The organism is Bradyrhizobium oligotrophicum, assembly GCF_051168495.1.
GTDB classification, from domain to species: domain Bacteria; phylum Pseudomonadota; class Alphaproteobacteria; order Rhizobiales; family Xanthobacteraceae; genus Bradyrhizobium; species Bradyrhizobium oligotrophicum_A.
In genome coordinates, this window is record NZ_JBNPVB010000040.1 from 1 (window position 1) to 24674 (window position 24674).

17 protein-coding genes are annotated in these 24674 nt (G+C 64.1%); 2 read left to right on the top strand and 15 right to left on the bottom strand.

The features are described 5' to 3' along the window. Positions 1 to 609: IS66 family transposase (gene tnpC, locus ACQR1B_RS35475; protein ID WP_434837559.1), on the top strand; the 609-nt coding region annotated here is incomplete at its 5' end. Positions 610 to 1300: 691 nt separating this feature from the next. On the opposite strand, the gene ACQR1B_RS35480 is transcribed toward tnpC, so the two are convergent. The 13 genes from ACQR1B_RS35480 to ACQR1B_RS35540 all read right to left on the bottom strand — a co-directional run bounded on the left by ACQR1B_RS35480 (position 1301) and on the right by ACQR1B_RS35540 (position 17867). Further along, complete coding sequence (locus ACQR1B_RS35480; protein WP_434837558.1) at positions 1301 to 1816, bottom strand: S26 family signal peptidase; 516 nt, start codon at positions 1814 to 1816, stop codon at positions 1301 to 1303. Further along, positions 1813 to 2277, bottom strand: coding sequence for a DUF2840 domain-containing protein (locus tag ACQR1B_RS35485; RefSeq protein WP_434837557.1), 465 nt, complete (start codon positions 2275 to 2277; stop codon positions 1813 to 1815). Before ACQR1B_RS35485 ends, ACQR1B_RS35480 begins: the two co-directional genes overlap by 4 nt. A gap of 292 nt (positions 2278 to 2569) precedes the next feature. After that, positions 2570 to 3451, bottom strand: coding sequence for a replication initiator protein A (locus ACQR1B_RS35490; protein ID WP_434837556.1), 882 nt, complete (start codon positions 3449 to 3451; stop codon positions 2570 to 2572). A 3-nt stretch (positions 3452 to 3454) separates the two neighbouring features. Further along, positions 3455 to 3757 (bottom strand): helix-turn-helix transcriptional regulator, encoded by a 303-nt coding sequence (locus tag ACQR1B_RS35495; protein ID WP_434837555.1) that lies wholly within the window; start codon positions 3755 to 3757, stop codon positions 3455 to 3457. A 280-nt stretch (positions 3758 to 4037) separates the two neighbouring features. Beyond that, entirely contained in the window at positions 4038 to 4544 is a 507-nt protein-coding gene (locus tag ACQR1B_RS35500; RefSeq protein ID WP_434837560.1) for a DUF2285 domain-containing protein, read from the bottom strand. Between the two features lie 67 nt (positions 4545 to 4611). Further along, positions 4612 to 4797, bottom strand: a complete 186-nt coding sequence (locus ACQR1B_RS35505) for a transcriptional regulator domain-containing protein (protein WP_434837554.1) — start codon at positions 4795 to 4797, stop codon at positions 4612 to 4614. Positions 4798 to 4963: 166 nt separating this feature from the next. Continuing rightward, on the bottom strand, positions 4964 to 5239 hold the full coding sequence (locus tag ACQR1B_RS35510; protein WP_434837553.1) for a DNA -binding domain-containing protein: 276 nt from the start codon (positions 5237 to 5239) through the stop codon (positions 4964 to 4966). A 1091-nt stretch (positions 5240 to 6330) separates the two neighbouring features. Then, the gene (locus ACQR1B_RS35515) at positions 6331 to 6651 is read right to left on the bottom strand and encodes a DUF736 domain-containing protein (protein ID WP_434837552.1); all 321 of its coding nucleotides are present in this window, start codon (positions 6649 to 6651) and stop codon (positions 6331 to 6333) included. 1179 nt (positions 6652 to 7830) lie between these two features. After that, positions 7831 to 8766, bottom strand: a complete 936-nt coding sequence (locus ACQR1B_RS35520) for a DUF2493 domain-containing protein (protein ID WP_434837551.1) — start codon at positions 8764 to 8766, stop codon at positions 7831 to 7833. Positions 8767 to 9106: 340 nt separating this feature from the next. Further along, entirely contained in the window at positions 9107 to 10159 is a 1053-nt protein-coding gene (locus ACQR1B_RS35525) for a DUF7146 domain-containing protein (protein ID WP_434837550.1), read from the bottom strand. Next, on the bottom strand, positions 10159 to 14472 hold the full coding sequence (locus ACQR1B_RS35530) for a strawberry notch-like NTP hydrolase domain-containing protein (RefSeq protein WP_434837549.1): 4314 nt from the start codon (positions 14470 to 14472) through the stop codon (positions 10159 to 10161). The genes ACQR1B_RS35525 and ACQR1B_RS35530 overlap by 1 nt, the downstream gene beginning before the upstream one ends. Positions 14473 to 14677: 205 nt before the next feature. Continuing rightward, on the bottom strand, positions 14678 to 16801 hold the full coding sequence (locus ACQR1B_RS35535) for a ParB N-terminal domain-containing protein (RefSeq protein ID WP_434837548.1): 2124 nt from the start codon (positions 16799 to 16801) through the stop codon (positions 14678 to 14680). 109 nt (positions 16802 to 16910) lie between these two features. Next, a complete protein-coding gene (locus tag ACQR1B_RS35540) occupies positions 16911 to 17867 on the bottom strand; it encodes an ArdC family protein (protein WP_434837547.1) in 957 nt (318 codons plus the stop codon). 200 nt (positions 17868 to 18067) lie between these two features. On the opposite strand from ACQR1B_RS35540, the gene dinB reads away from it, so the two are divergent. Further along, positions 18068 to 19171, top strand: a complete 1104-nt coding sequence (gene dinB, locus ACQR1B_RS35545) for a DNA polymerase IV (RefSeq protein ID WP_434837546.1) — start codon at positions 18068 to 18070, stop codon at positions 19169 to 19171. Positions 19172 to 19656: 485 nt separating this feature from the next. On the opposite strand, the gene ACQR1B_RS35550 is transcribed toward dinB, so the two are convergent. Together ACQR1B_RS35550 and ACQR1B_RS35555 are read right to left on the bottom strand one after the other, a co-directional pair. Continuing rightward, on the bottom strand, positions 19657 to 20052 hold the full coding sequence (locus ACQR1B_RS35550) for a hypothetical protein (protein ID WP_434837545.1): 396 nt from the start codon (positions 20050 to 20052) through the stop codon (positions 19657 to 19659). Positions 20053 to 20420: 368 nt separating this feature from the next. Next, positions 20421 to 23777: an autotransporter outer membrane beta-barrel domain-containing protein gene (locus tag ACQR1B_RS35555; RefSeq protein WP_434837544.1), complete on the bottom strand. Its 3357-nt coding sequence runs from the start codon at positions 23775 to 23777 to the stop codon at positions 20421 to 20423. Positions 23778 to 24674 lie beyond the last annotated feature (897 nt).

Below are 24674 nucleotides of genomic sequence, written 5' to 3' on the forward strand. Positions count from 1 at the left end.
GGCTTCGAGCAATTGGCCGACAAAGAGGGCATCACGCTCGCGGCGTGTTGGAGCCACTCGCGACGCAAGTTCTACGATGTGGCCGAAGCCACCGCGTCTCCCGTGGCAACCGAAGCCCTGCGCCGGATTGGCGAACTCTATGCGATCGAGGCGCGCATCCGCGGCCAATCGCCTGACTACCGTCTTGCCGAACGCAGGACCTTCTCCAAGCCGATCGTCGATGCTCTGAACCTCTGGCTCGATACACAGCTCCGCCTCGTATCCGGCCGCAGCACGCTTGCCGATGCGATCCGTTATGCGCTCTCGCGCTGGCACGGCCTGACTCGCTTCCTGAACGATGGCCGTGTCGAGCTCGACACCAATCCGGTCGAGCGTGCCATCCGCCCCGTCACCCTCGGCCGCAAGAACCACCTGTTCGCCGGCAGCGATGGTGGCGGCCAACGATGGGCAGTGGTCAGCTCGCTGGTCACGACGTGCAAGCTCAACGACGTCGAGCCCTACGCCTACCTGCGGGACGTCCTGCAGCGGATGATCGACGGACACCCCGTCAACCGCCTCGACGAGTTGCTGCCGTGGAGCTGGAAGCTGGCTCATCATGTCAAGACCTGATGGATGTGCAGCGGCCGGACGCTTACGTCGCCCGATTCCAACCGGCCCCCTTCGACGCTGGTCGTTCGTAGGGGCGCGCTTTGTGTCGCAGTCCCGGATAGCCTGGAGAGGAAACGGTGGCGGCGAACCAAGTCGAGGACGCTCGCGGCCCCTGGTTCGTACGGTGTCCGGCGCAAACATTCGAACGGCGGAAGATTGGAAGCGTCCTCGAGGGCCGGCAGGCGCGCATCGAGGATATCGAGATATGCTGCATCATCAGGCGGCCGGTTGACGGGAAGACGACGTCCAACTGCGCCAATGATCTGCCAGATTCGCTGCAAACAAGGGGCCGGAACGGGAGCAGGACACCACCGCGCAGGGTGAATTCCGGCGCTGTGCGCACGACCGCCGTTGAACCCAATGCAGCGATTGTCTTCGTTCGTGCAATGACCAGCCTCGCAATTCAGTCCGGCACTGAACGGCCGCCCAAGCGGCGTTGCGCAAGCATTTCGAGTTCTGGATTGCCCTGTCGGCCGGGTGACTGCCAGCCGACATGCGGCGGCCGTGCGGTCCGCGCCGCGCGCGATGCCGGAACGGGTGCCGGCACGAGCGCGAACCCCGGTGTTGGCCGTGCCGCCAGGAACTGGTGCGTCGTGGCCGCGATGCGCCAGAACGAATGGTTGCTTTGCAAGCCGAATACAGACCGCGTGCATCATGATGGCTCCCTGGTCCACACCGGAACTGCACCTCCGATGACGTCCGACGTTGCCGTCAGACCAAAATATCGGCCGTCCAATGAGCTGTCCGATTGCCGGTTCATGAGAAAAACCTGGCCATCGCCAATGATCCGACAGCCCTGCCAGTCCGGCAGCAACCGGCCGCGGCTGTCGCTCTCTCGCGCGACGCCGACCTCGACGTCGTCGACGAGGATTGCATGACGGCGTCGGCAGACCGTCTGGCCGGGAAGAGCGAGAATGCGCTTCAACATCGGCACTCCCTTCGGCAGATAGCCACCATCGGCCAGCCATTCGGCGAGTGTCCCTTGCGGCTGAACCACGACGACCTCGGTGACGTGCCATCGACGGCTCGGCTGCACCGCATAGAGCCCTGTCGGCACACTTCCGGACGCGTTCCAGATGAGCAGCGGACGTGATCTCGACGGCCCGGCTTCGAGCAGCAGCGAAGCACTGGCCAACATGGCTATGACGATCGGCAGCCGTTTCGTCATGGCATCACCCTCCGGCGATGCAGCCAGGCGCGGTGCCGCAGTCGCGTGTACCGACGCGGCGGCTCGTTCGCCGCCAGACGGTTCTGAACGTGCCGCCAATGATCTGGTGCAACATCGGCCGGATCGATGCCGAGCGCCTCGATCGCGTCGATGTGCTGCAGAACGCGCTCGACCTTCGGCCAGCCGAATGACTGCAGCAGGATAGCCGCACCAGGACTGACGAAGGCTACGGTCGCGCACGCTTCGCCGGCCCGGACGGCCTGCAGAATGTCGATCCGCGACAGCACCGTGCCGTAGTCGTTCGACGACCAGCGGACGAACGCAAACACGCTGCCAGGCGCGAACGATACTTCTCGCCGATAGGGATCGAGACGAACCTCCCGAACCGTGTGCCCGAAGCGGATGCGATTTTCGATCCGCCCCTGAAGCCACAGCAATTGAACGCGCGTCAGATCGCTCATCGGTTCGTCTCCCGGTTTGACGGAATGTGAACAGCGCTCGACGGCCGGCCTGCGCAGGCAAGCGGCGTGTCGAAGGTCCAGAACGATCGCGAGCACCAGGGCGTTGCCCGTCCACCAGCGCGGCGTCGGCGCTGCCCGTTAGACAAAATCCGAAGGATTTTGCAGTTAGGAAAGTTAGAGGGACGAAAAGGCGGGCAATGCCTGGGGCTTAGTGCCGCTTTTGGTCCCCGATAGCACGGGGATCCCGTCCCCGATGGCACGTGTGCCCTGGTCCCCGATAGCACGAGACAATTCACAGCTTGTCCCCTGCGGCGCCGGTGCGACCATGTTTGGCGAAACGACGCGCGATGGGATCCGTGATGGTGGCCGCGAAGCTCAGCCGTTCCGCGCCATTGGGATCCCGCGTGAGGACGAGCTCGTATCCCGGCAAGGTCTGACGGCGGACGATCTCACGCAGATCGTAGGCGAAATGTTTGAGCGGCGAGAGGCTGCCGGATTTGGCGTGGAGATAGCCGAAATCGAAGCTCCAACCGCCGTTCTGCCGACCGCCATGCTTGCGCACCAAACGATAGAGCCAGCGCTCCAGCCCGCCCGTCAGCGCGAAATATTGGCGGTCGATCGTCAGCACGAGCGCATCATCGAGAACACCCGAATAGAACCAGTCGGGGAGGATCAGCTGCAGCCCGGACGGCTTTCCATGTGCGTCCGCGGTCTCCTTCCACTCGTTGATCCAGGAGAAGCGATGCCGCCGCCGCTCCGTCGGCTGGCGGATCGACGTCAGCACGGTCGTGGACTGCAACCGGTCGAGCCCGGCCTTCAGGCGGTCATAGTCCCTCGCACCCGTGCCGCGACCAACGAATGAGAGAATTTCGTAAGGCGTGGCCGCCATCAGCCGCGATGTCTTCAGTCCGGCGTCACGTGCTTGGACGATCTGCGAGGCCGCCCAGATCAGCACGTCTGCATCCCAGATCGTTGCCATCCCGTGTTCCGGGACCGCCTCGACGCGGATCGCGACAGATCCTGCGCGGAAATCGATCGGCACGACGCGCTTGCTCTTGGCGAGCGAGAAGAACGGATAAGCCATGAGATCCTGCGCATCCCGTGGCGCGAGGTCACCCGGCAAGGCACGAAAGAGCGCAAGCTGCTCGCTCTCGGATTTGCGCAGGTTTCGCATCCCTCAAGCCCGCCCTGCCCGCGATGCGCGCCGCTCCTGCCCCGCATACGGGATGAGACCGGGGTGCTTCTTGGCCGGCAGAACGGTTCCCTTGCCGGGATCGGCCGTCGAGGTCTTGGTGCCGCGGTCGGCCCAGGCTTTCAGGTCGTCGAGCGCATAGACGACGCGGCCGCCCAGCTTGCGATAGGTCGGTCCCGTGCCATACGACCGGTGCTTCTCGAGCGTGCGGCCGGACAGGCCGAGATAGCGCGCAGCTTCGGGTGTACGAAGGAACCGCAAGGGCGGGCCGGCCGTCGGATCTGGCATTGCAACCTCCTGGACAGATACGCGCGCTGGCGAGCGACTTGGCGCGTCGACGGCCATGGTGGAGGCGCATCCTGGCGAAGGGGGATGCCGGAGATCGAAGGGTGTGTTTTCGGCACCCCAGATGCCTTGCCATCGATGTCTGCGACCGAAGCGCCACGGATTGCGATATCCGCCAGCACGTCATCCGCAGGCCCAGCTGCATCGCGCCGACAGTGCGGCTCAGGAATGGTCGATTGTTCAAGGCGCGCCGACGAGGCGCTTCGGGAGACCGGGATGGGCGCTATCGGGCCCTACGGCGTGGACGCAGCAGATGGCGATAGCCACCACGCATCATCCGCAGACCCAATTGCACCAGGCGAATGGTCCGACTGCGGAGGTCGTGAGTTTTCCAGGCGCGAGCGGGAATGCGTGCGGATCCAAACAGCGCTTCGGCGATCGTTCGATACGACGCGCCCTCCAGGTGACCGTCGAGCGCGCGAAGCGCCATCGCAAGACGCGCGCGTTGCTGCGGCGTAAGGCCGTCCAGCGATGGCCCCAGCGGCCTGTTGTTCAAGGCCCGCCAAAGCCTCTGCGCCGCGCGGGCGCGCGCCTCGAAATCCTCATCGAGCGGCAGCTTGACGCTGTACGTGATACGTTTGACCGGCTCGTCCGGCAGCCATAGACGGTGCGTTCCGCCGCCGAGCGGCAGTACGGCATGCCATCCGTCCGTGGCCGCACGCAGTCGGTCTCCCGAAAGCCCGGTCAGATCCAACGATGCGGTGAGATCCGGCTGTGCCGCCCGGTCCATCGACAAGACGGCAGGCAGCGTCTCTGGCGCCCAAAAGATCGGCTGGGCATCGAATGCGTGGCGAGGGTCAGCTGCGAAAGACGAGCCCCCATTCGTTGCGGAATTTGGACGGAGCGCAGGCTTCCGGATCTGTTACGGATTGGTAGTCCTGCTGATAGGCTGGATTGCGGCGAAGACACTCCCAGGCAACGTTCGGATCTGCTGCATTGTCCAGATCGTAAGCCCGGGACGAACGCCACTCGAATTTCGACATTTCCAAATTCCCTAATTGCAGCCGCGTTAAGATTGCAACTAAACAATTAGGACTATTTGTGATTGCCGGTGCGATGATACCGCATGACAGATATCCCCAGAATGCGGCGCTTTCTCGGAGCTAAGCACTTTCTTCATGCGCGGCGATCGACGCATGGGCATCAGCGTCAATCGGCCGCACGCTTCAACAGATGGCGGTAGCCTTCGCTCGACATCCATCTAGCCCGGGCAAGATGACTGTCGTACGCCCGGCGGGCGCGTTCGGGTTCTCGATCGGGATCGATATGAAGGACGATTCGAGCCACCTCGCGCCAGTCGGCTCCCTCGGCCGCGGCATCGAGCATGCGCAGATAGGTGGAAATGTGCTGATCGTCATAAGCAGTCAGCACGTCTTCAGTCGGCGCGAGATCATCGACATCTGGATCCGGCGGGTGGGACGGCATGACAATTGTTTCCGAGGCTGGTCGAGGCAAAGATTAGATGGATTGGCGGGTCGGCGGCACAAGCAATGCGTGTGGTTTCATGCTTTGGAATCTTGTCGCCCGGCTCACAGCACGCTCGAGACCCATCGAGATTTGGCCGGCACGCTCGGCCGCCTTGCACTCGTGGGAGATCAGCTCCGAAAGATTCCGGCTGTCAACGTCAGAGAGCTGCTGCGTACGAGAGACATCGCAGGGAGGCTCGCGCATCACGCCAAAATCGACAGTATCCACACTGATTCGATTGCATGAGGGTAGACATCGCGGGCATCAACATGGCCGATCGTCTTGCAACGGCTTGAGCATTGTCCGATCTTCTCAACTACCAATGGTGCAAACAAAGAAAACAAATCTCTCAGCAAAAATTGTCTTACGAATCAAGCAAGCCAAAAATGCGGCAATGGCGCCTCGCCACGCACACCGCGCACGTGAATTGCAACCACCGGCGCCGGGCAAATGACTCGGCGTCGTCCCCTCTCCAGCGTTGCACGCGCCAACGCCAAAAGTTGCGAACAACTCGACGGCCATCGAGCGCGACTGCCGGCGTTTTTTCGTCGGCGGCGACGACCTCGATCGTCGGCGCGAGGCAAGCCGGTACGCCATCGACGACGGACGCGACGGCGAGGCCGGAAACCCATGGAGCAGCCGTGGGAGCTGCTCGGCGGATCAACGGCCCTTCGCGGCATTGATGCTCGCAATGGCCGCGAGAGATCGCTGGCGACTGTTGAGCAGGGAGATCGAGCTCGGGCCGATGACGTGCGCGATCGCGTCGGAATGGAGATCGTCTGGTCCCAGCGACGGAGCCGACGCGGCGCGATGGCTGGCGCTGCGCCCCACCATGTGCGGGTTTCGCATGCCAGTCGCTGTCGCGCTCGCGCGGCATCGTTCGGGCGGCCGACATCCGAGACCCTTGACGAGCTTCTGCCCAACAGGCTGAGCGAGTGGCATCCCGCGACGGGGCAGATCGGTCTGAGGCCGGAGAAGTCGGTCGGGTCTGCATCTGATACGGCCTCGACCGCGCCCCGCCGGGAGGATCCCGGCGAGGCGCCATCGCCTCACTCCGCCGTCTTGCGGGGCCGCGACCAGAGAAGCGTGTAGCCCTCGCCGCCCTCGTCGTCGAACAGATTGGCGTAGATCGGGGCGTTGAACGAGGGGTCGTCGAGCTTGAGCGAGAGATAGTCGCGTCCCTCCTCGGAGCGGCGCGCCCAGGCGGCTCCGATCTCGACCCGTCCAGCGTAGACCCGGTGGCTCGGAGCGTTCTCGCTGGAGCGGTTGGCTTCGGGGACGATGCGCACGCCCTTGGCCTTGAGGCTCAGGGTGATGATCTCGCCCTGGAAATCGTTGCCGACCTTCTTGAAGGAACCGATGGAAGCCATGTTGTCTCTCCTTGGCTGGTTTCGGGCCGCGACCACCGCGGCCTCGATGGCGCATCTCGGGCGAACGACGATCGACGGCGCACCCGCAAGGGCTGCAGCGACAGCGGAGGACGCCGCCGGCCAACTTTCTTGTCCCGCGGGGAATGGGCGTCCAGCCCAGGGGAAGAAAGTTGGCGGGCGGCGTTGCGCTCAGGCGATCGAGGCGCAGCCGTTCGTCGGCCAGATCAAGCCATCACGAGGCAAGGTGCGTCGCTGCGCCGATCAGCTCACAGGAGAGACATGGTAGACCAAGGCCGCACAAGCCGCTCGGCGATCCAGGCGTGCGATCAGAAGCTGCCGACAAGACAAGCGTGTGCCGGTCTCGGCCCCGTGTCCGCGGACAGCCTTTCCGTCAAGCAGCCAATGTCTCGCGCTGGAACAATCGGTCCGCGGCGGATCGCAAGCAAGGTGGATTGCGTGTTTCTCGTTCAGCACAACCGCATGTCCGTGCTTGCGAACGACATCGTCGCCGGCCTGTCGAAGATGGGCGGCTCTGCTGTCGCTTCAAGCGGTTTACACCCGCCACGAGTTGTGAGGCCGATGGCCATCCTGCCGGACCGGCACCGGCGGGGCAGATCGAGGCCAAGCAGCTGGTGCAAGACGCCCGCGCCGACCATGAGGGCCCGAGGCCATCCGATGATCTCGCCCAAATGATCTGAAGGCCCGGCAAGCAAGGCAAGTCCTTGGTTGCGGAGATGGCGGCACATGACGGCCTGCGGCCACGGCCGAAACGAGAAAGGCGGCCGCAACGATCCCGCGCATCAATAGGGATCGCGGGTTGGCGAACAAACTCGACCGCCGGCCAGCAGTGAGGACTGCCGCGTCAAGACCGGCCGACATGCCACCTGATTGCGATGCCGGCATTTGGCGCCGCCGTGCCGATACGCAGCGCGACGAAAAACGGGAGTGCATGAAGCCCAAGCAGGGCGCGACAGAACGAGCCGACACTGGTCAGTCCAAGGCTGAGGGCAATCGGCATGGCTGTGACTGCGTTCCAAACCGTGACGGATGCGCCACCATCGCGGTGACATCTCATGGATATCGTCTCTGACTGAGCAAATTTGTGGGGGAGTCGTGCTGACGGGCATGGAGCCTCCTCAGATTTGTGAGGTCGGCAGGACCTCGAGGAGTTGACGGCGCTCACGCGCCGCCTTTCCCGAAGGTCCAGACGGGAATGCCGAGGCGACGGGCCTTGTCGGCGAGGTTGCCCTGGATCCCAGAGCCGGGGAAGACCATGACCCCGATCGGGAGCGTCTCCAGCATGGTGTCGTTGCGCTTGAAGGGCGCGGCCTTGTTGTGCCGGGTCCAATCGGGCTTGAAGGCGATCTGCGGAACCTTGCGGTTGGCAGCCCATCTGGATGCGATCAGCTCGGCGCCCTTCGGCGAGCCACCGTGCAGGAGCACCATGTCGGGGTGCTTGGCGTGAACTTTGTCGAGCCGGTCCCAGATCAGTGCAACGTCGTTGAAGTCGGGTCCGCCGGTGAACGCGATCTTCGGCCCCTGCGGCAGCATGACCTCGGTCTCGGCCCGGCGCTTGGCGGCGAGGAAATCGCGGGAGTCGATCATGGCCGCCGTCAGCGTGCGATGGTTGACCTGCGATCCCGCGCGCGGCCGCCAGGGCGATCGCATGTGCAGTTCGAAGGCCTCGGCGGCGAGATCGCGGAACAGCTCCATGGCGTTGCGGCGCTCGACCAGAGACAGTCCTTCCGAGGTCAAGCGCTCGAGTTCGACGGAGCGGACCTCCGAGCCATTCTGCTCACGCTGGCTCGAGCGCTGCGCCTGCTCGTTGTCGTCGAGCTCGCGCTCGATGCGCATCGTTGCGCGGTGGAACAGGTTGACCGTCGACCACAGAATATCCTTCAGCTCAGGCTCGAGGCGGGTGTCGGAGAGCGTCGCCACCAGGGCGTCGAAGATGTCGGCGACGGCGCCGGCGATGATCCTGCCCTCCGGGAGCGGCCGCGGATCAGGCTCGTCGTCGAAGGGCCGGTAGCCATACAGTTGGAGTTCGGCCAAGGCGTCCTCGGTGCTCGATTGGGTGTCGCGCGGCTCACGCATCTCGTCGTACTGGTCGGACATGAGGGTCTCGTCTGTGCTCGGTGACCGCGCCGATCGCGGCCTTCCATAGCGATCTCCCAGACGGCGGGCGGACCGGACCAGAACCCGCTGATCCCTTCGAGCAGCGGGCCGGAGCGACGGCGGAGGATGGCGGTTCGCGGCTATTTTGCTTCGCGATGCAAAGGCCCGCGCGCGGGCCGGCGGAAAATAGCCGCGTACCGCCATTGCCGGACCGGACCGCCTGCCGTCCGATCGCCTCTGAAGAAGGCCCCGGCGCGGCTCTCGGACACTCAGATGAGATCCTCGCGCCCGCCTACGACGAGCGAGCGAGCGAAGAGCGGCACCCAGCAGGGCCGGACGTCTAGGCTGAGGTCAGGTCCATGAAGCGCGCAACATCTTCAGGCAACAGCTGATGACGCAGCCCGTCCCGGAGCTGGGCTTTCCCGAAGGCGCGCAGATCTTCATTGAAATCCCCAAGGCGAGGACACACGGCGATCGCCTCGATGCCGGCGTCGAGTGCTCGTCCCGTCAACGCCCTCGCCGCAATCATGCCGGCAGCGTCAGCGTCGACTGCGACATAGAGCCGGCGCAACGCTCGCGGCCAGAGCAGAGTGGCGAGATGATTGGCGGAGAGTGCTGCGGCAACCGGCAGGGATGGCAGCACCGTCCGCAGCGACAGCACGGTCTCGATGCCCTCGCCGGCCGCCAGCACGTCATCAGCACCCCCGAAGCGAACGGCATGCCCCAGGAGTTCGCCCATTGCTCGCCGCGGAGTATCGATCGGCGCCTTGCCGAGCCTGCGATCGTCAAAGCCGTCAGGATCGAGCCAGGTGCGATGGACACCTGTCGTGCGACCGTTGAGGTCGGTCACAGCGGCAATCAGGGCCGGCCAGGTTTCGACGGAGGTCGCGCCGTCTGGCCGATAGAAGCAGCGCGGATGGAAGCGCAGAGCATCACCGCTCACGCGCGGATCGATAGCACGATTGGCCAGATAGATCTCCCCGAGAGTCCCTGACAGCGACTGCGCCATCGCCAAGAGACGGCGAGCCGCTTTGATCGAGTCGCGGCGGCGTCGTGGAGCCTGGACATCGATCGGCGGCTCATGCTGCCAGCGTGGCAGCTTCAGGAATCGTCGCGCCTCCTCGGCAATGTCGCGGAAGCTGCGCAGCGCGCATGTTGTCCCGATAACGTCGAGCAGATCGCCATGCTCGCCGGTCGCGGCATCGGTCCATTTGCCGGCCGGTCCCTTCGATGAAGCATGCAGCCGCACGAACAGCGAGCGGCCAGGCGTGTTGTTGATATCGCCGACCAGCCAATAGCGCCCCTCCCGCCTGCCGTTGGAGAGATAGTGACGGCACACCGCCTCGGCCTCACGCGCGAGGCGGCGCGCCAGTTCTGACGCGTCGCCTGCCATCACGATCGCTCCCGCCCACGGACTTGCGCAATCGGAAACCGCTCCAGAACCTTGGTCAGGACCGCCTCGCCGCTTGCATCGGTCGGCACGAACATTCGCAGCTTCCAGGAGATGATCTCGCCGAACAGCCCATAGGCCCTGAGGCAATCTCTGAGCCCCTCGGTGAAGCCCGACAGCTCGATCCGATCGACACCCATGACGCGGGCTCGCCGCAGCTGCAGGCCTTCAGCGAGATCGAACACATGGCCGTCGCGCAGCAGTGCCGCGAACGCGTCTTCGGCTGCGAGCGCCGGTCTCTCCGCCGACATTGCCGTGACCCAACTGAGCGGGACCTTGCGACCGATGATCCGCTCGCCTGCATCGGTCTGGAGACGGTAGACCCGCGTCGACTCCTGAGGGAGCCGCGTCCAGATCGGCAGCAGCAGCCCGGTGACGAGGTAGATCGTGCTGGTCGTGAACTCTGGGATGGATGCAAGCTCCGCGCTCCAGCCGACCTTGAACTGCTCGCGATCGGCCTCGACCCAATCCTGCTCGGCGAGCTTGGCCAGCGGCAGAGTGCGGCGTCCCATCGGTCCGATCAAATGGACCCGTGGCTCAATCCCGCCATCGTCGAGCAGCCAACTCGGCGCCGGCACCTGGATCGCCGCTCGCCCCGAACGAACATTGCGCAGCGGAACGGCGCGGCGCTGCATGAGCCGCTCCAGGGCTTCGTTCAGCAGCATTGGCCGATTGCAGTCGCGCTGTGTGATCGTGACGAGATGGGCCTCAGCGCCGTTTGCTGGATGGCTGTAGATCGTGCGCCGCTCGGTGACGACGAAACTCTCGGCGCGCAGCGTCTCCAGGCCCGCATCGTAAGTCCCGGACGCGATTGCCCCCTCGATCCGCGCTGCGAGCAATTGCTCGAACACCGTGAACAGAATGTTCTGCAGCTCGATCGTCAGCGCCAGAAGCCGGTTCAGGAATGTCGTGATCGGCGGCAGCTCGTCGCGCAAACCGTTCTCGTCGGTCAGCTTCAATCCCGTCGCCTGCTCGAACCGCTGTAGCGAGCAGCTTCCGACCTGGCCACGAACCAGTAGCCCATAGAGCTGACGCAGGGCATCGCGAGCGTGCGGACTTTCGAGATTGTCCTCGGGGCGGAACAGTCCCTGACCACCGGTCTGGCGCTGCCCACGGGTGATGGCCCCTAACGTGTCGAGCCGGCGCGCGATGGTCGAGAGAAAGCGCTTCTCGGCCTTCACGTCGGTGGCGATGGGGCGAAACAGCGGCGGCTGTGCCTGATTGGTGCGGTTGGTCCGCCCAAGCCCCTGGATCGCGGCATCCGCCTTCCAGCCTGGCTCCAGCAGATAGTGCACGCGCAGCCGCTTGTTCTTGGCCGCGAGTTCGGCGTGGTAGCTGCGGCCCGTGCCGCCGGCGTCGGAGAACACCAGGATGCGCTTCTGGTCATCCATGAACGCGGCGGCTTCAGCGAGATTGGCAGAGGCCGCCCTCGTCTCGACCGCGAGCCGATCGCGGATACGGACGATCCGTCGCGATCGCCCCGTGACCTCGGCCACCATGTCGGTGCCGAATCGCTGGACGATCTGATCGAGCGCACCGGGCACCGGGGCAAGCGAGGCGAGATGCTCGATCATCTGGTCGCGGCGCGCGACCGCCTCGCGGCTCTCGACTGGCTGGCCGTCGCGATAGACCGGTCGCGACGACAAATTGCCCTCGCCGTCCGTGAATGGCTCGTAGAGCTGGACCGGGAAGGAATGGGCGAGGTAGTCGAGGACATATTCGCGGGGGGTGATGTCGACCTGGACGTCGCCCCAGTCCTCGGTCGGGATCTCGGCCAGCCGGCGCTCCATCAGGGCTTCACCGGTCGAGACGATCTGGATGACTGCGGCATGGCCGGCTTCGAGATCACGCTTGATCGCGTTGATCAGCGTCGGCGTCTTCATCGAGGTCAAGAGGTGACCGAAGAAGCGCTGCTTGGCGGATTCGAAGGCCGAGCGCGCCGCCGACTTGGCTTGCGCGTTCAGCGTGCCGGTTGCGCCGGTGATGTTGGCCGCGCGCATCGCAGCCTCGAGATTGTTGTGAATGACCGCGAAGGCCTCCGCATAGGCGTCGTAGATCCGGACCTGCTCGTCCGTCAGCCGGTGCTCGAGCAGCTCGTATGCGATCCCCTCGAAGGAGAGCGACCGTGCTGCGTATAGCCCGAGCGCCTTGAGATCCCTGGCCATCACCTCCATGGCCGCGACCCCGCCCTCCTCGATCGCCGCCACGAAATCCGCTCGTGTCGCAAACGGGAAGTCCGCGCCGCCCCACAGTCCGAGCCGCTGGGCATACGCCAGATTGTGGACGGTGGTCGCGCCTGTGGCCGAGACGTAGACGATCCGGGCATGGGGCAGCGCGTGCTGCAGTCTCAAGCCGGCGCGGCCCTGCTGTGAGGCCGCCTGCTCGCCCCGATCGCCCTTGTTGCCCGCGGCGTTCTGCATCGCATGGCTCTCGTCGAAGATGATCACGCCGTCGAAATCCCGCCCCACCCAGTCGACGATCTGGCGGACGCGGGAAAGCTTCTCGGCCTTCTCGTCGGTCCGCAGCGTGGCGTAGGTCGTAAAAAGGATGGCTTGATCGAGCCGGATCGGCGTGCCCTGGCGGAAGCGCGACAGCGGCGTGACCTGTAGCCGCTCCATGCCGAGCGCCGCCCAGTCGCGCTGGGCATCCTCGATCAGCTTGTCGGACTTGCTGACCCAGATCGCCCGGCGCCGGCCCTTCAGCCAATTGTCGAGCAGGATGCCCGCGACCTGGCGCCCTTTCCCCGCGCCGGTGCCATCGCCGAGGAACCAGCCGCGCCGGAAGCGCACCGCGCCCTCGGCATCCTCGCTGGCCGCCCGGACCTGGTCGAAGGTCTTGTCGACGGTCCACAAGCCAGCCAGAAATCCACCATGCGCCTCGCCCGCATAGATGATGCTCTCGAGTTGCGCCTCAGACAGGACGCCATCGGCGATGAGAGTAGACGGCAGATGCGGCCGATACGCCGGCGTGGGCGGCATGACGGAGGCCATGGCTGCGGATTGCACGAGCATCGTTGGGTGCGGCCGCGCGCCCGGGATCCGGATCGACTGCAGCTGATACGCTTCATACAGCGTGTCAGTCAGTCGGGGTCCTTCGGCGGGCACATCATCCACCAGCTCATAAGCGAGCTCACAGCCCGCAGGCTCGAGCGTGGTTGGCGATGGCGAGGAACAAGCAGAAGCCCATACGCGCTTGTCTCTCGGCCGCAAACCGGCACGCACGTCCACCGGCGCAACGAAACGGCCCGCCATCGGCAGGCGCGGCGGTACGAGCGCCGCGATCCAACCCAGCAAGGCCTTCGCGTCGGGCGCCATTCCGGCCGACTGCGGAAAGATACGAGGATCTCGCGCCGGCTGCTTGTCGATCACGAGCATCCGTGTGGCCGTCGCGGTTCCTTGCCGCGCGTAGACAGCGCCATCGATCGCCGCAGAGAACACGAGGCGACCCCGCTCCTGCAGACACACGAAGGCATCCGTCCATGTCGGATTGTCCGGCGCAAAGCCGGCGGCCGTAATGGCGACCAGCCGCCCACCGTCTCCGAGCCGTGCGAGCGCCGAAGAGACATGGCGCAAGGTCGTATCGGCAAGAGGGCGATCCACGTTCGCGGTCGCCGAGAACGGCGGATTCATCAGGACGACGCTTGGGACAAGGGCGGCATCGAGATGGTCATCGATCTGCGCGGCATCGAAGCTTGTCACGTTCACGCCCACGAACACCAGATCGAGCAAGGCGGCGCGGCTTGCAGCGAGCTCGTTGAGCAGGAGCGACCCGCCGGCGAGCTCCGCGAGGACCGCCAGGCTTCCCGTCCCCGCAGAAGGCTCGAGCACGCGATCCGCCGATGTCACTTGCGCCGCCGCAGCCACGGCGAGCGCCAACGGCAGCGGGGTCGAGAACTGCTGATAGCTCTGGCTCTCGAGCGATCGCCTGGTATGGCTCGGAAGAAGCGCTGCGAGCTTCGCGACCATCGGCAGCATGGCCGAGGGCAAGCCATTGCTGGCCTTGGTCATCGCCGGACCGTACTTCACAAGGAATAGGACAGCGGCGACCTCGCAGGCCTCGTACGCCGTCTTCCAATCCCAGCTGCCCTCGGCATCACTGGCACCAAATACGGTCTGCATGACCAGGCGCAAGCACCTTGCATCGATGCGCTCGCCACGGGTGAGACCTGGCAGCAGCAGCTCGGCCGCACGAAGGACGGTCTTGGCGCGGGCAAGCAGGGCGAATGATGCTGTGTGGCAGCTCGTCTTGGTAGTCATGTCGAGGACCTCAGAGGAGAGCGCGATGCGGGAGAGCACCGCCAGACGCTCTCTCTGGCCCGGCGGCCTCACCCGCCCTGCTCCGCCTCTCTCACTCTCGACCCGCTCCGAGGAGACGGTGCCTTCAATGAAAAAGCCCGGCCGATCTGGCCGGGCTTCCATCAACGGTTTTCTCCAGGCCCGAGGCGATCCTCCGCGGCGCGGCTCATTCCGCGGCGACGATCTCCTCGACTTCGTCTGCGCCTTCGCTCGCCGCCTCGTCCCCGCTGAGAAACGCCGGCAGGCTATCGGCATCGGCGCCTTCGGCTGACGGCGTCATGTCCGCCTCGGCGCCACGCAGCGGCTCCGGCAACCAGCGGCTGCCTTCGAGCAGCCGTTCGGCTTCGCGCGCCATGTCCGGCTTCTTCAGGTGGTCGATGAGCTGAACCGAAGCTTCGCCCTTCGCTTCGCGCACCGCCTGCAGGATGCGGTGCTTGGTGACGCGACCGAGATAGGTGTCCACGGTGGGCTTCCAGCCAGCGCTGATCAGGTCGAGCCCGACAGCGTGCGACAGACGGTCGGCCTGTTCGAGGCGGCCGCGGAGGCCATGTGCCGACAGGCGGCCCTGCAGCCGGTTGGCGGGCTCGAAGATCGCGTTCACCGCCTGCGACGCGCAATGGGCAAACAGCTCGGCCTGGGCCGACCCATCCATCGCCGTTAGCGCCGCCCAGAGGTCCGTGTCGCTGGCCGGCAGCTTCGCCTTCCAGGCCGCATGACGGGCGGCGATCGCCTGTGCCGGAATGCTGTCCTGCAGGCCCGGAGGCTGCGCCGGGAAGCTCGGTGTCCGCAGCGAGATCTCCAGGCAATTGAGCGCTGACCCAAACGGATAGAACGTGGCCAGCGCGAAGCTATGCAGCACCGCCTGGAAGGCGATGGATGGCTGCTGCCCCAACCCATCGCGAAGAGCAAGCGTGCGATATGCCGTGAGCTCGCTGATCAGCCGGTCGGGCAAAGGCCGCTCGACATCGTCCCCGTCCTCGTCGGGCGCCTCCGTTCCGCTGTTGCCGATCACAATGGCCGGCGGCCTTGCCCGGATACCCGCACCGGAAAGGCCGATCCCGGGATCACTGCCGGCATTGGCTTCCGTGTCCGGCTCATCGCTGGTCGCCGCAACCTCATCCTCAGGGCGGACGAAGCCACGGGCGACACGGGGCCGGCCTTCCGAATCGATGCTGACGAAGGCGCCTGCCCGCGCCATCTCCGCGGCATCGTAGATCATCGGCCGCTCGTCGAACGACTGCAGCGCCGCCTCGATCTCGCCAAGACGCCGATCGACGTCCTCCGGCAGCTCTTCGGCCTGGCCATAGTCAGCCTCGAGTTTGGTCTGCTCGGCTCGCAGCGCTTCGATAGCCGCCTGCTCATCGGCGGTGAGTTCGGCCGGCTCTCCGTGAAGCTCGCGCAGGCCGCGTGTATGTCCGAACGGGAAATCGACGGCGGCTACGATCCACTTCCAGCCCTCGGCGCCGATCCGCTCCGCTTCCGTCTGCAGCTTTTCCGCCACGAGCCGATCGAGCAGCGCGACATCCTGCAGCCAGCCACCGTCATCGGCCTCGAACAGATCCCGCAACACCACCCCGCCTGCGGCCTCGTAAGCTGCGAGACCGACGAACTGAACCCTGCGATCGAACGCTTGCACCGTCTGCTCCGTCAGCTGACGACGGATCTGGTAGGGCGCGTCGCTCCCGGAGTGGATGACCTTGTCCCAGACCTCCTGCTGGCGCGCATGATCCGCCGTCACCGTGAAGGCCATCAACTGCTCGAGCGTCATGCCGTCGGCCGCATAGACATCGAGCAGCGCTGGCGAGACGGCAGCCAGCCGCAAGCGCTGCTTGACGACCGCAACCGTCACGAAATGCCGCGCCGCGATCTCCTCCTCGCCCATGCCGCTGTCGCGCAACGCCTGGAATGCGCGGAACTGATCGAGGGGATGCAGTCCGACACGCTGGTCGTTCTCGGCAAGCGAGTCGTCCAGAGCCGAGCCTTGATCGCGGACCACGCAGGGCACAGCTTGCGTCTTCGCCATCCGCTTCTGCTTGACCAGAAGCTCCAGCGCCCGGTAACGGCGGCCTCCCGCCGGCACCTCGAACATCCCAGTCTCCCTGCCCTCGTCATCGAGCACGGCCCGCACGTTCAGGCTCTGCAACAGGGTCCGCTCGGCGATGCTCTCCGCCAGCTGTTCGATCGAAACGCCGCCCTTGATCCGGCGCACGTTGGACTGGCTCAGCACCAGCTTGTTGAAAGGTATGTCGCGCGACGGCGACAGAGTGATCTTCTGGACAGCCTTGGTCATGTCTTGGTTCTCCACGACGGGCGGCCTGGAGCCTCTCTCTCAGGCCTTCACCCCGTCGCAGAGCACCTCTCACCCTCTTCCTCTCCTGAGCTCGTCCAGAGCGTTATTCTCAGGCAGCGGCGCAATCCGGTCCGATCGCCTGAGCGAGGCCGGCCACATCCGGTGCAAAGCCGAGCAGATAATCGGCCACGCGGCTGGCCTGGCTCGCCGCCCGCACGATGGCGCGATTGTCCTCACGCAGAACATCGAGCCAGGTGCCGATATAGTCGGCGTGCCGCACGGTCGGCACGATGCCGAGCGCGGCGCAGCTGAAGGCGGACGCAATTTCCGCGACCAGCTCCTCGAACGCGTATTTGCGGCTGCCGAACCGGCCCGACAGATCGCGGTCCAACCGCGACGCGTGACCACTCGCATGGGCGAGCTCGTGCAAGGCCGTGCGGTGCCAGTTGATCGGCTCGAAGAACGCCGCAGGCGGCGGCACCTGCACGAAATCGTCCACCGGCGCATAGAACGCCCGGTCACCGCCAATCCGGAAGTCGACGCCACTGTTCGCAATCAGCGACTCCACCACGGGCGCGATCGCCCCCTGGGGCGGTGGCGGTGCCGCGGCCGCCATGTCCGCAGGCAAAGCCCCGCATTGGTCGGTGTTGAAGATGGTGAACCGCTTCAGAAAGGGAATGGCTTGCGCTTCTTCGCCGGCCTCGCGGGCACGCTGCCGCTCATCGGTTGGCACAAAACGATCGGCATAGACGACCGTGACGCCGCGCTCGCCCTTGCGGACGTGGCCACCGAGAGACAGCGCCTGCCGGAACGTCAGCCAGCTCTGACCGGAAAAGCACCGCTCGATCACCGCGCCCCAGAGGATCAGAACGTTGATCCCGGAGTATGGCCGTCCCGTCGCGGCATTCCTGGGCAAGGCCAACTGAGCCTTTGCCGCCTGCGTCCCCCATGGTTGAACCCAGGGCACGCAGCCAGCTTCCAGCTCGCTGATGATCTTGCTCGTGATCTCCTCATAGAGGCTGGCCCGGCCCTCGCCGGCTCGCGCTCCGATTCTCCGTCCCTGCATCGCGGATCTCCGCGACGGGCGCGGCGAAACCCTCTCGCCGCTTCCAACCCGTCACGGCCAAACCGGCCTGCACTCTTGCTCTCGGAGAGTCCCCGACGCGCCCCTGAAGCCACTTTGCACAGGCCCCCTCCGCGGCCAGGAGACAATATCAAGATGGGGCGGACTGCAGACTTGCACCGCCAGATTCCGTAACATGCGGCATGTCATCATCCGCCCCCAAACGGGATGCCGGTCTGTCGTTGCTCCGCAAGATCATCCATATCGACATGGATGCGTTCTACGCATCCGTCGAGCAGCGGGATAACCCCGAGCTCCGCGGCAAGCCGGTCGCGGTCGGCGGTTCACGCGAGCGTGGCGTCGTGGCTGCCGCAAGCTATGAAGCCCGGACATTCGGGGTCCGCTCGGCAATGCCGTCCGTGACGGCGAAGCGCCAATGTCCAGATCTCATTTTCGTGAAGCCTCGGTTCGACGTGTACAAGGCCATCAGCCTGCAGATCCGCACCATCTTCGCCGAGCACACGCCGATCATCGAGCCGCTGTCGCTCGACGAGGCCTATCTCGATGTCACCGAGAACCTCCAAGGCATCCCGCTGGCCCGAGACGTCGCCTTGCGCATCCGAGAGAAGATCAAGGCCGAGGCCGGTCTCAATGCCTCGGCCGGCATCTCCTACAACAAGTTCCTGGCAAAGCTCGCCTCAGACCACCGCAAGCCGAACGGTCAATACGTCATCTCTCCAGAGATGGGCCCCGCTTTCGTCGAGACATTGCCGGTCGAAAAATTCCACGGCATCGGCCCGGCGACGGCTGCAAGGTTCAACGCGCTCGGCATTCGGACAGGTCTCGACATCCGCTCCCAGTCGCTTGCCTTCCTGCAGCAGCACTTCGGCAAGTCTGGTGCGCACTACTACTGGATCTCACGCGGAATCGACGAGCGTCCGGTCCGGGCCAACCGGATCCGGAAGTCGGTCGGCGCGGAGAATACGTTCCTGACAGACCTGACGGATTTTGAACCCATGATGGCTGAATTGCAGCCCCTGATCGACAAGGTCTGGCAGCATTGCGAGGGCGCCGGCATTCGCGCGCGGACGGTAACCCTGAAGGTCAAATTCTCGGATTTCGAGATCATCACCCGCAGCCGCTCTCTGCCTTCGCCAGTGACGCACCGTGCGGATCTGGAATGGTTGGCGATCGGGCTCCTTCAGGCCGAAATGCCGTTGCCGAAATCGGTCCGGCTCTTGGGAGTCTCGCTCTCCTCGCTGCAGCACCGGGACGATGCCGAGCCGCAGCTGGATTTCGGGCTGTGAATCGAGCACAATCAGCTCGCTGCTTGACAAGCGGACAGGCGTGAGGGCTCCCCATTACCGATGTTCGCAAGGGATCTAAGCTTGGAGCAGATGGCCGCGGCGTTGGCCCATTCTGCGGACCATCGTGTTCTTCCGGCACGTGAATCCGCGGAGCCAGATGCGCGGGCGTCCTCGACCTCATCGAATGCGAGCTGGGCCGCCGGTCAGCCATCGCTCCGTCATCGGCCACATCAAGAGCGACGGCTACCTCGGCCGCTACTATCTCAAGGGTCGTGAGGGCGACATCATCAACGTCCATCCTCGCCGCCGTCGGACACAACCTCCGCCCTGTCCTCTTCTGGCTGAGGGCTTTGCTGGTCGGAGTGCTGATCGCCATCTGGCTCGCGACCGCCGGCGATCCGGCCGTCAAACAGGCCTCTCGACGGACAACTAATAGCAGCCCCGTATCTCGGGCGTCATCGATGGGCGCACCGCCAGTCCCGGGATCACCCCTGAGGCTTCATCCCGAGGCGGTCGGCACACATGCTGCCATAGACCCCTGCCATACCGAGCAGACCGTTACCGGCGTTCGCGTCCTCCGTATTGAGTTGCTCGATAACTCCGGTCGGCGATGCAACGACGTTCACCTTGCAGGCGTAGGTCTTCGCGCTGCCGTTGCCGTTCCTGTCCATGGAGACGCCCATCTCGGTCGCGAGCTGCCAAACGTATGATGACTGCCCGCTGTTCATCCGAAAGCTGCTGGTTGGCGGCCCCCACTTCATCACCAGCGCATCGACATTCTTGCCAATGTACTCCTGGCCAAGGCGCGCCCGGACCTCCGGGGCTGACGCCGCGCAACCGCCCAAAACGGCACAAATGGCAACAACATCAAGCAATCGCATCGGCTCCCCCTCTGGTACCAAATGAACCGCAATCATTTGGCTCAGGCAACGCCCAAAGTCGTACCGTAGATCGTTTTCCAAAACGGATGTGGACCGACGGACATTCTTATCGCTGCGTTTGCCCCCATCCCCTGAGCGGAACTGGAGACGTCCACCACGCTGACGGCCGAGATTGATCTTCGCGACGTCGGAGCCACGGCTCCCGACCCTGTCCGCCTTCACCCGATTTTCAGTCCGCGCCTGGCACGATATCGATCTCACGTCGCCTCTACCGACATCGGGCAGTATGCAGGCTCGGACCGCCGGATCCCCCGCAGATCCGGCCTCGATTGACAGTTCATCGCGTCGACATCTGGGCTTGTCTTCGATCACCAGGCATAGCGCATCGATGCTCTGCCGGAGTAGGAGCGTGTCGTCTGCGAAAATTCGCCCTCGAAGGTGGCCGCCGTCGACCAGCCATTGTTCCAAGATCGCTCGAGGCCCACGGTCGTCAGTGCAGAGTTCGACGAAGGCCGCGCGCCGCTGACGGTGAAGGTGGCCCCGGGCAGTGATTGGAAGGTTGCGAGAACGCTGCGGTCCGAGTTGAAATCATGAGCCCAAGCCAAGCGGCTGCGCCAGCTGAAAACGCCATCTGGCACGCCGACTGACATTTCGGTTCGAAGCCCGATCTCGCTCCGACCGTCTGTTACGCGCTTGCTGGAATAGCTGAGCGCAAATAGCGATGAGCCCGAGATGGACTGCTCAGCATATCGGGGCATGTCGATGACGATGGCTTGGCCAGCCAAATAAGGCATCACACCCAACCCGTCGAGCCAGGATACCGCCAGACGATAGCCGGCTTCAACGCGTCCAGAATAGGCATTCGCCTTGAACGAGGCCGTGAGCCGATCGATGCCAGCGACAGTGACAGTGCGATCCGTCGTCACGTCCTGCCAACCATAAGCCAGCGTGGCGTTCCCATAGGCGGGACCTTGGACGTGCTGGACATACGCGCCGGCCTGAAAGAGATCAGACCTCCCTGTCCCGAGATTGTTGACACTCGAACCTGTGCCGCCACCGGCGAGAGCAAATCCCAAGACCGTGGCCGGCGTCAACGTATAGTCTGCCCCAACCGCGGTGCCGTAGACGCGGCTTGTCGAGCGCGCCGATCCGGCGCCAACTGATCCGTCCATCGACTGTGCACCGCCGAATCCGCCTGCCCAAACACTCCAACGCGGTTCGGACAAGGGGGCTTGCCTGCTCATCGATGCAAATGCGTTGGTCGGCGCCGTGGCTCTCATCGCACCGGCGTCGGCATAGGCCTGCGGGGCGGCCTCACCAACGCCGCGACGCCCGGCGCGGCCCGGATCACCGAGCAAATTGAGGAACTGTCCCATTGCATTGAACGTGGCCTGCTGCGGAGTGGTTGCAAGCTCCCCAGACACCTGGGTGAGCCCGGACGGCGAAAGCGAGCCAAACACCAGAGGGATACTGCCAGTCGTATCAAAAAATCGCGTCAAAGCGTTGGCAACGTTCTGCTGGTTGGCGGAAAGCCCTCCACCATAGGTCAGTGCGTTGGCAGGAACAAAATCAAGCGACAGGTCGAGATAGGCAGCATTTGCGTCATAGTTGAGGGCCGACTTGAATCCAGTCGGAAGATTGGTGTTGGCCAAGGAGGCAAACGCTCCGTTGATGCCACCAGCGGCGGTCAAGATCGTATACCGCTTTGCGACGTAGCTTCCGGCAGCAAAGACCGCATCGACAGTTGCGCCACCTGCAGTCACCGTTCCGCTGATATTGGCAAAACTCGAGGTGGCCGGATTGAGCTGGACGAGATAGATCGCGCCAGACTGAAACGCGAGATTCCCCACGATTGCCATCGAACTCCCGGCTGTCCCGTTTCCGGGCGCGAAGACGGTGCCATTGTTGATGCTGACTGTCAGGGGATCGATTGTTCCGGTGCCGGTTATCATCCCGGAATTCAGATTGACCGCCGAGGTCCCGGTGAGCGCCCCGTCCACCTGGAAAACGCCGCCGTTGATATTGGTTGCTCCGGTGTAGCTGGCCGTCCCCGCGACGACGAACGTACCCGAGCCTGTTTTTGTGAGACCTCCGGTGCCGGCGAGCTCGACGTTTGCCGTGCCGGATTGAACTGCAAAGTCTGTATTCGATGCGATCACGCCATTTCTGACGGTCCCGCCCGTCAGGAAGACGCCCCCATTCTGGATCAGAGTGGTGCCGCCGAGATCGAGGATTCCACCTGCGACAGTGGTTGATCCGCTCGCCGCACCGAGCGTCCCGCTGCCCGAAAGCCGCAACGTGCCTGCATTGACGACCGTGCCTCCGGTGTAGGCGTTGGCGGCGGCCAGCACCATCGTCCCCACCCCGTCGAACACGACTGTTCCAGCAGAAGCTCCATCTGAGATCGTCCCCTGGACGGTCTGTGTCGTGCCAGCCGGCGCCGCAAAGTGTCCGCTCCCCGCAATCTGGATCGCATTGGCAATTGCAAAGTTGGCCGTGTTTGCGAAGGAGAGGCTCGTTCCATTCGCCATACCAAGACTGCCGCTGCCCAAGGCGTTGTTGTTGGCAACGACCATGGATCCGGCGTTCAGCTGAGTGCCTCCGGAATAGGTGTTGTTGCCCGACAGGATCAACGCGCCGCCTCCAGTCTTCGTCAGACTGCCGCCAGCCCCGGATATGACACCCGAAACCTCGGTGTCCGTATTCAACAGTCCCGTCGTGAGGGTTTTCGAGCCCAGAACAAAGTTGCCGGCGCCAGCAATCGATCCGACACTGATCCCGCTGGATGTCAGCCCAGAGATGTCGACAGAGCCGCCGAGATTGGTGACGAGTTGAGCAGTCCCGCCACTGCTGGTGTCGGTAAAGCGCGTAACGCCAAAGGCGCCCGTGGTGATCACCGCGTCACCCGCCGTCGCCGAGTTGGCAAACTGCAGCGTACCGAGATTGCCAGATACGCCTGTCACCATGAAGCTCGGGCGATTGCCAGACTGATCGTCAATCCCCGCCCCACTGATCAACAGCGAGGCGGCACCGCCAGAGCTTCCGGTGACATTGAAGGTATAGGCCGGTGCGCCGCTCAGAAAACTCAGACCGGCGACCTGCGTTGCCTGCCTGACGTCGATCGCGGTCACGGTCGAGGCGCCGAACTGCGCGGTGTCCGTCGCGAGAGGAACCGATCCGACGGTCCAGTTGGCGGCCGTGTTCCAATCGGAATTGACGGGGGTGGCAAGCCATCCAGGCGCGACGGAAACGACCGTCCGCGTCGCCGCAGCAACGTCGTTCCAGTTGAACGATGCCGTCGGATTGGTGCTCAGCCACATCTGCACCTGCTGCTGACCGGGCGTGGACCAATTCACCCAGATCCGATCGAAGTTGAGCTGCAGCAAGACATCATACGAACCGAACCCAGGAACGACATCCGGAACGGAGAAACTGACACGGCATTCGGCCGGGGTGCAGTTCGTTCCAGCCAGACTTGCCAGCGTGTAGTGAGCGGTACCGAGCACGCCTCCAGCATCGATCGTGATATTCGCTCCGACCACGTTGAATGTGGACGGCGAGCCAGCTGACACCGGAACGACGAAATTGGCCGGATTGACCAGAAACTGTCCGCTACCGCGCGACGACGTAAAATCGAACTGCCAGAGATCGGTGGCCAAAGCCGGAAACGCCAAACAGCTGCCCAACGCGACTGCAATCGATACGCGAGAAAACACCTGACGCATGAACCACCCCCCGGTACCAAATTAGGCGAGGTTACAATTCATGTCATCATATTACCGGAGGTTTCCAACGATTCATGGTCGCTGTGCGAGCCAGCGCGCCAGATCAACTGCAGCGGTTTAATTGAGCACAAGCTTTCAACGTCGGCCTTCACGACAGGCGACGCATCTCGTGTCGGAGGCAAAGCACAAAGGATGGTGCACAGGCGAGCGATAGCGCAACAGCCGGTTTAAGCCTCAATTATGCCACAATTGCGAAGAAATTAAGGCACCCTCCCCGGTCCAAACTCTGGGAACAGAATGCTGTCCCGACATCATCGGGGAGCGAATTGGCTGTGATCATCACAAGAGATGGAATCACAGCTCCGTCCTGCGCGCGTCAGCTACGCCGCGCTCATGCGCTAACCGACAGCTTCGGCCGCCGTCCGCTGCGGAGTACGCTCCGGAGCTGACGCTTGTTGAGGTATGGAACTAATCCTCGAGCTAGTCCTATCTCTTTTCCAAGCGCCGTCGCTCGCGCAAGGCGTGCCGTCACCGGGAGCTTACTTTCCGGATGAACGTGATTCTAAAGCTCCGCATACTGCAATGCGCTCGCCCGCTTAGTCTCGTTTTACTATACCGTACTGAGAAGTTCCGAATTCATTGCGCTTTTCGCGCCTCCCACGGCGCGACATGCAGCCTGTACCCGTCGGATCGTTCGCATTGGGCAGACACTTGGCGTCTGTTCTCGCGACTTTGCTAGTGCCCAACGTGACCTTCCGACTCTCATGCCAGCGTCTTTCCACCCAGCAATGACGTCGGCATCACCTCGTCGAATGTGTCCGCCGGCAGGATCATCTCGTTGTGCGCCTTGCCCGATGGGATCATCGGGAAGCAGTTCTCCAGCGCCGCGACGCGGCA

What these genes read in the sequence shown, in the direction of transcription:
- ACQR1B_RS35500 (WP_434837560.1), bottom strand. Translation starts at nt 4,544, where the DNA reads ATGGACCGGGCGGCACAGCCGGATCTCACCGCATCGTTGGATCTGACC.
- ACQR1B_RS35485 (WP_434837557.1), bottom strand. Translation starts at nt 2,277, where the DNA reads ATGAGCGATCTGACGCGCGTTCAATTGCTGTGGCTTCAGGGGCGGATC.
- ACQR1B_RS35480 (WP_434837558.1), bottom strand. Translation starts at nt 1,816, where the DNA reads ATGACGAAACGGCTGCCGATCGTCATAGCCATGTTGGCCAGTGCTTCG.
- ACQR1B_RS35550 (WP_434837545.1), bottom strand. Translation starts at nt 20,052, where the DNA reads ATGCGATTGCTTGATGTTGTTGCCATTTGTGCCGTTTTGGGCGGTTGC.
- ACQR1B_RS35535 (WP_434837548.1), bottom strand. Translation starts at nt 16,801, where the DNA reads ATGACCAAGGCTGTCCAGAAGATCACTCTGTCGCCGTCGCGCGACATA.
- ACQR1B_RS35525 (WP_434837550.1), bottom strand. Translation starts at nt 10,159, where the DNA reads ATGGCAGGCGACGCGTCAGAACTGGCGCGCCGCCTCGCGCGTGAGGCC.
- ACQR1B_RS35490 (WP_434837556.1), bottom strand. Translation starts at nt 3,451, where the DNA reads ATGCGAAACCTGCGCAAATCCGAGAGCGAGCAGCTTGCGCTCTTTCGT.
- ACQR1B_RS35505 (WP_434837554.1), bottom strand. Translation starts at nt 4,797, where the DNA reads ATGTCGAAATTCGAGTGGCGTTCGTCCCGGGCTTACGATCTGGACAAT.
- ACQR1B_RS35540 (WP_434837547.1), bottom strand. Translation starts at nt 17,867, where the DNA reads ATGCAGGGACGGAGAATCGGAGCGCGAGCCGGCGAGGGCCGGGCCAGC.
- ACQR1B_RS35510 (WP_434837553.1), bottom strand. Translation starts at nt 5,239, where the DNA reads ATGCCGTCCCACCCGCCGGATCCAGATGTCGATGATCTCGCGCCGACT.
- dinB (WP_434837546.1), top strand. Translation starts at nt 18,068, where the DNA reads ATGTCATCATCCGCCCCCAAACGGGATGCCGGTCTGTCGTTGCTCCGC.
- ACQR1B_RS35520 (WP_434837551.1), bottom strand. Translation starts at nt 8,766, where the DNA reads ATGTCCGACCAGTACGACGAGATGCGTGAGCCGCGCGACACCCAATCG.
- ACQR1B_RS35555 (WP_434837544.1), bottom strand. Translation starts at nt 23,777, where the DNA reads ATGCGTCAGGTGTTTTCTCGCGTATCGATTGCAGTCGCGTTGGGCAGC.
- ACQR1B_RS35515 (WP_434837552.1), bottom strand. Translation starts at nt 6,651, where the DNA reads ATGGCTTCCATCGGTTCCTTCAAGAAGGTCGGCAACGATTTCCAGGGC.
- ACQR1B_RS35495 (WP_434837555.1), bottom strand. Translation starts at nt 3,757, where the DNA reads ATGCCAGATCCGACGGCCGGCCCGCCCTTGCGGTTCCTTCGTACACCC.
- ACQR1B_RS35530 (WP_434837549.1), bottom strand. Translation starts at nt 14,472, where the DNA reads ATGACTACCAAGACGAGCTGCCACACAGCATCATTCGCCCTGCTTGCC.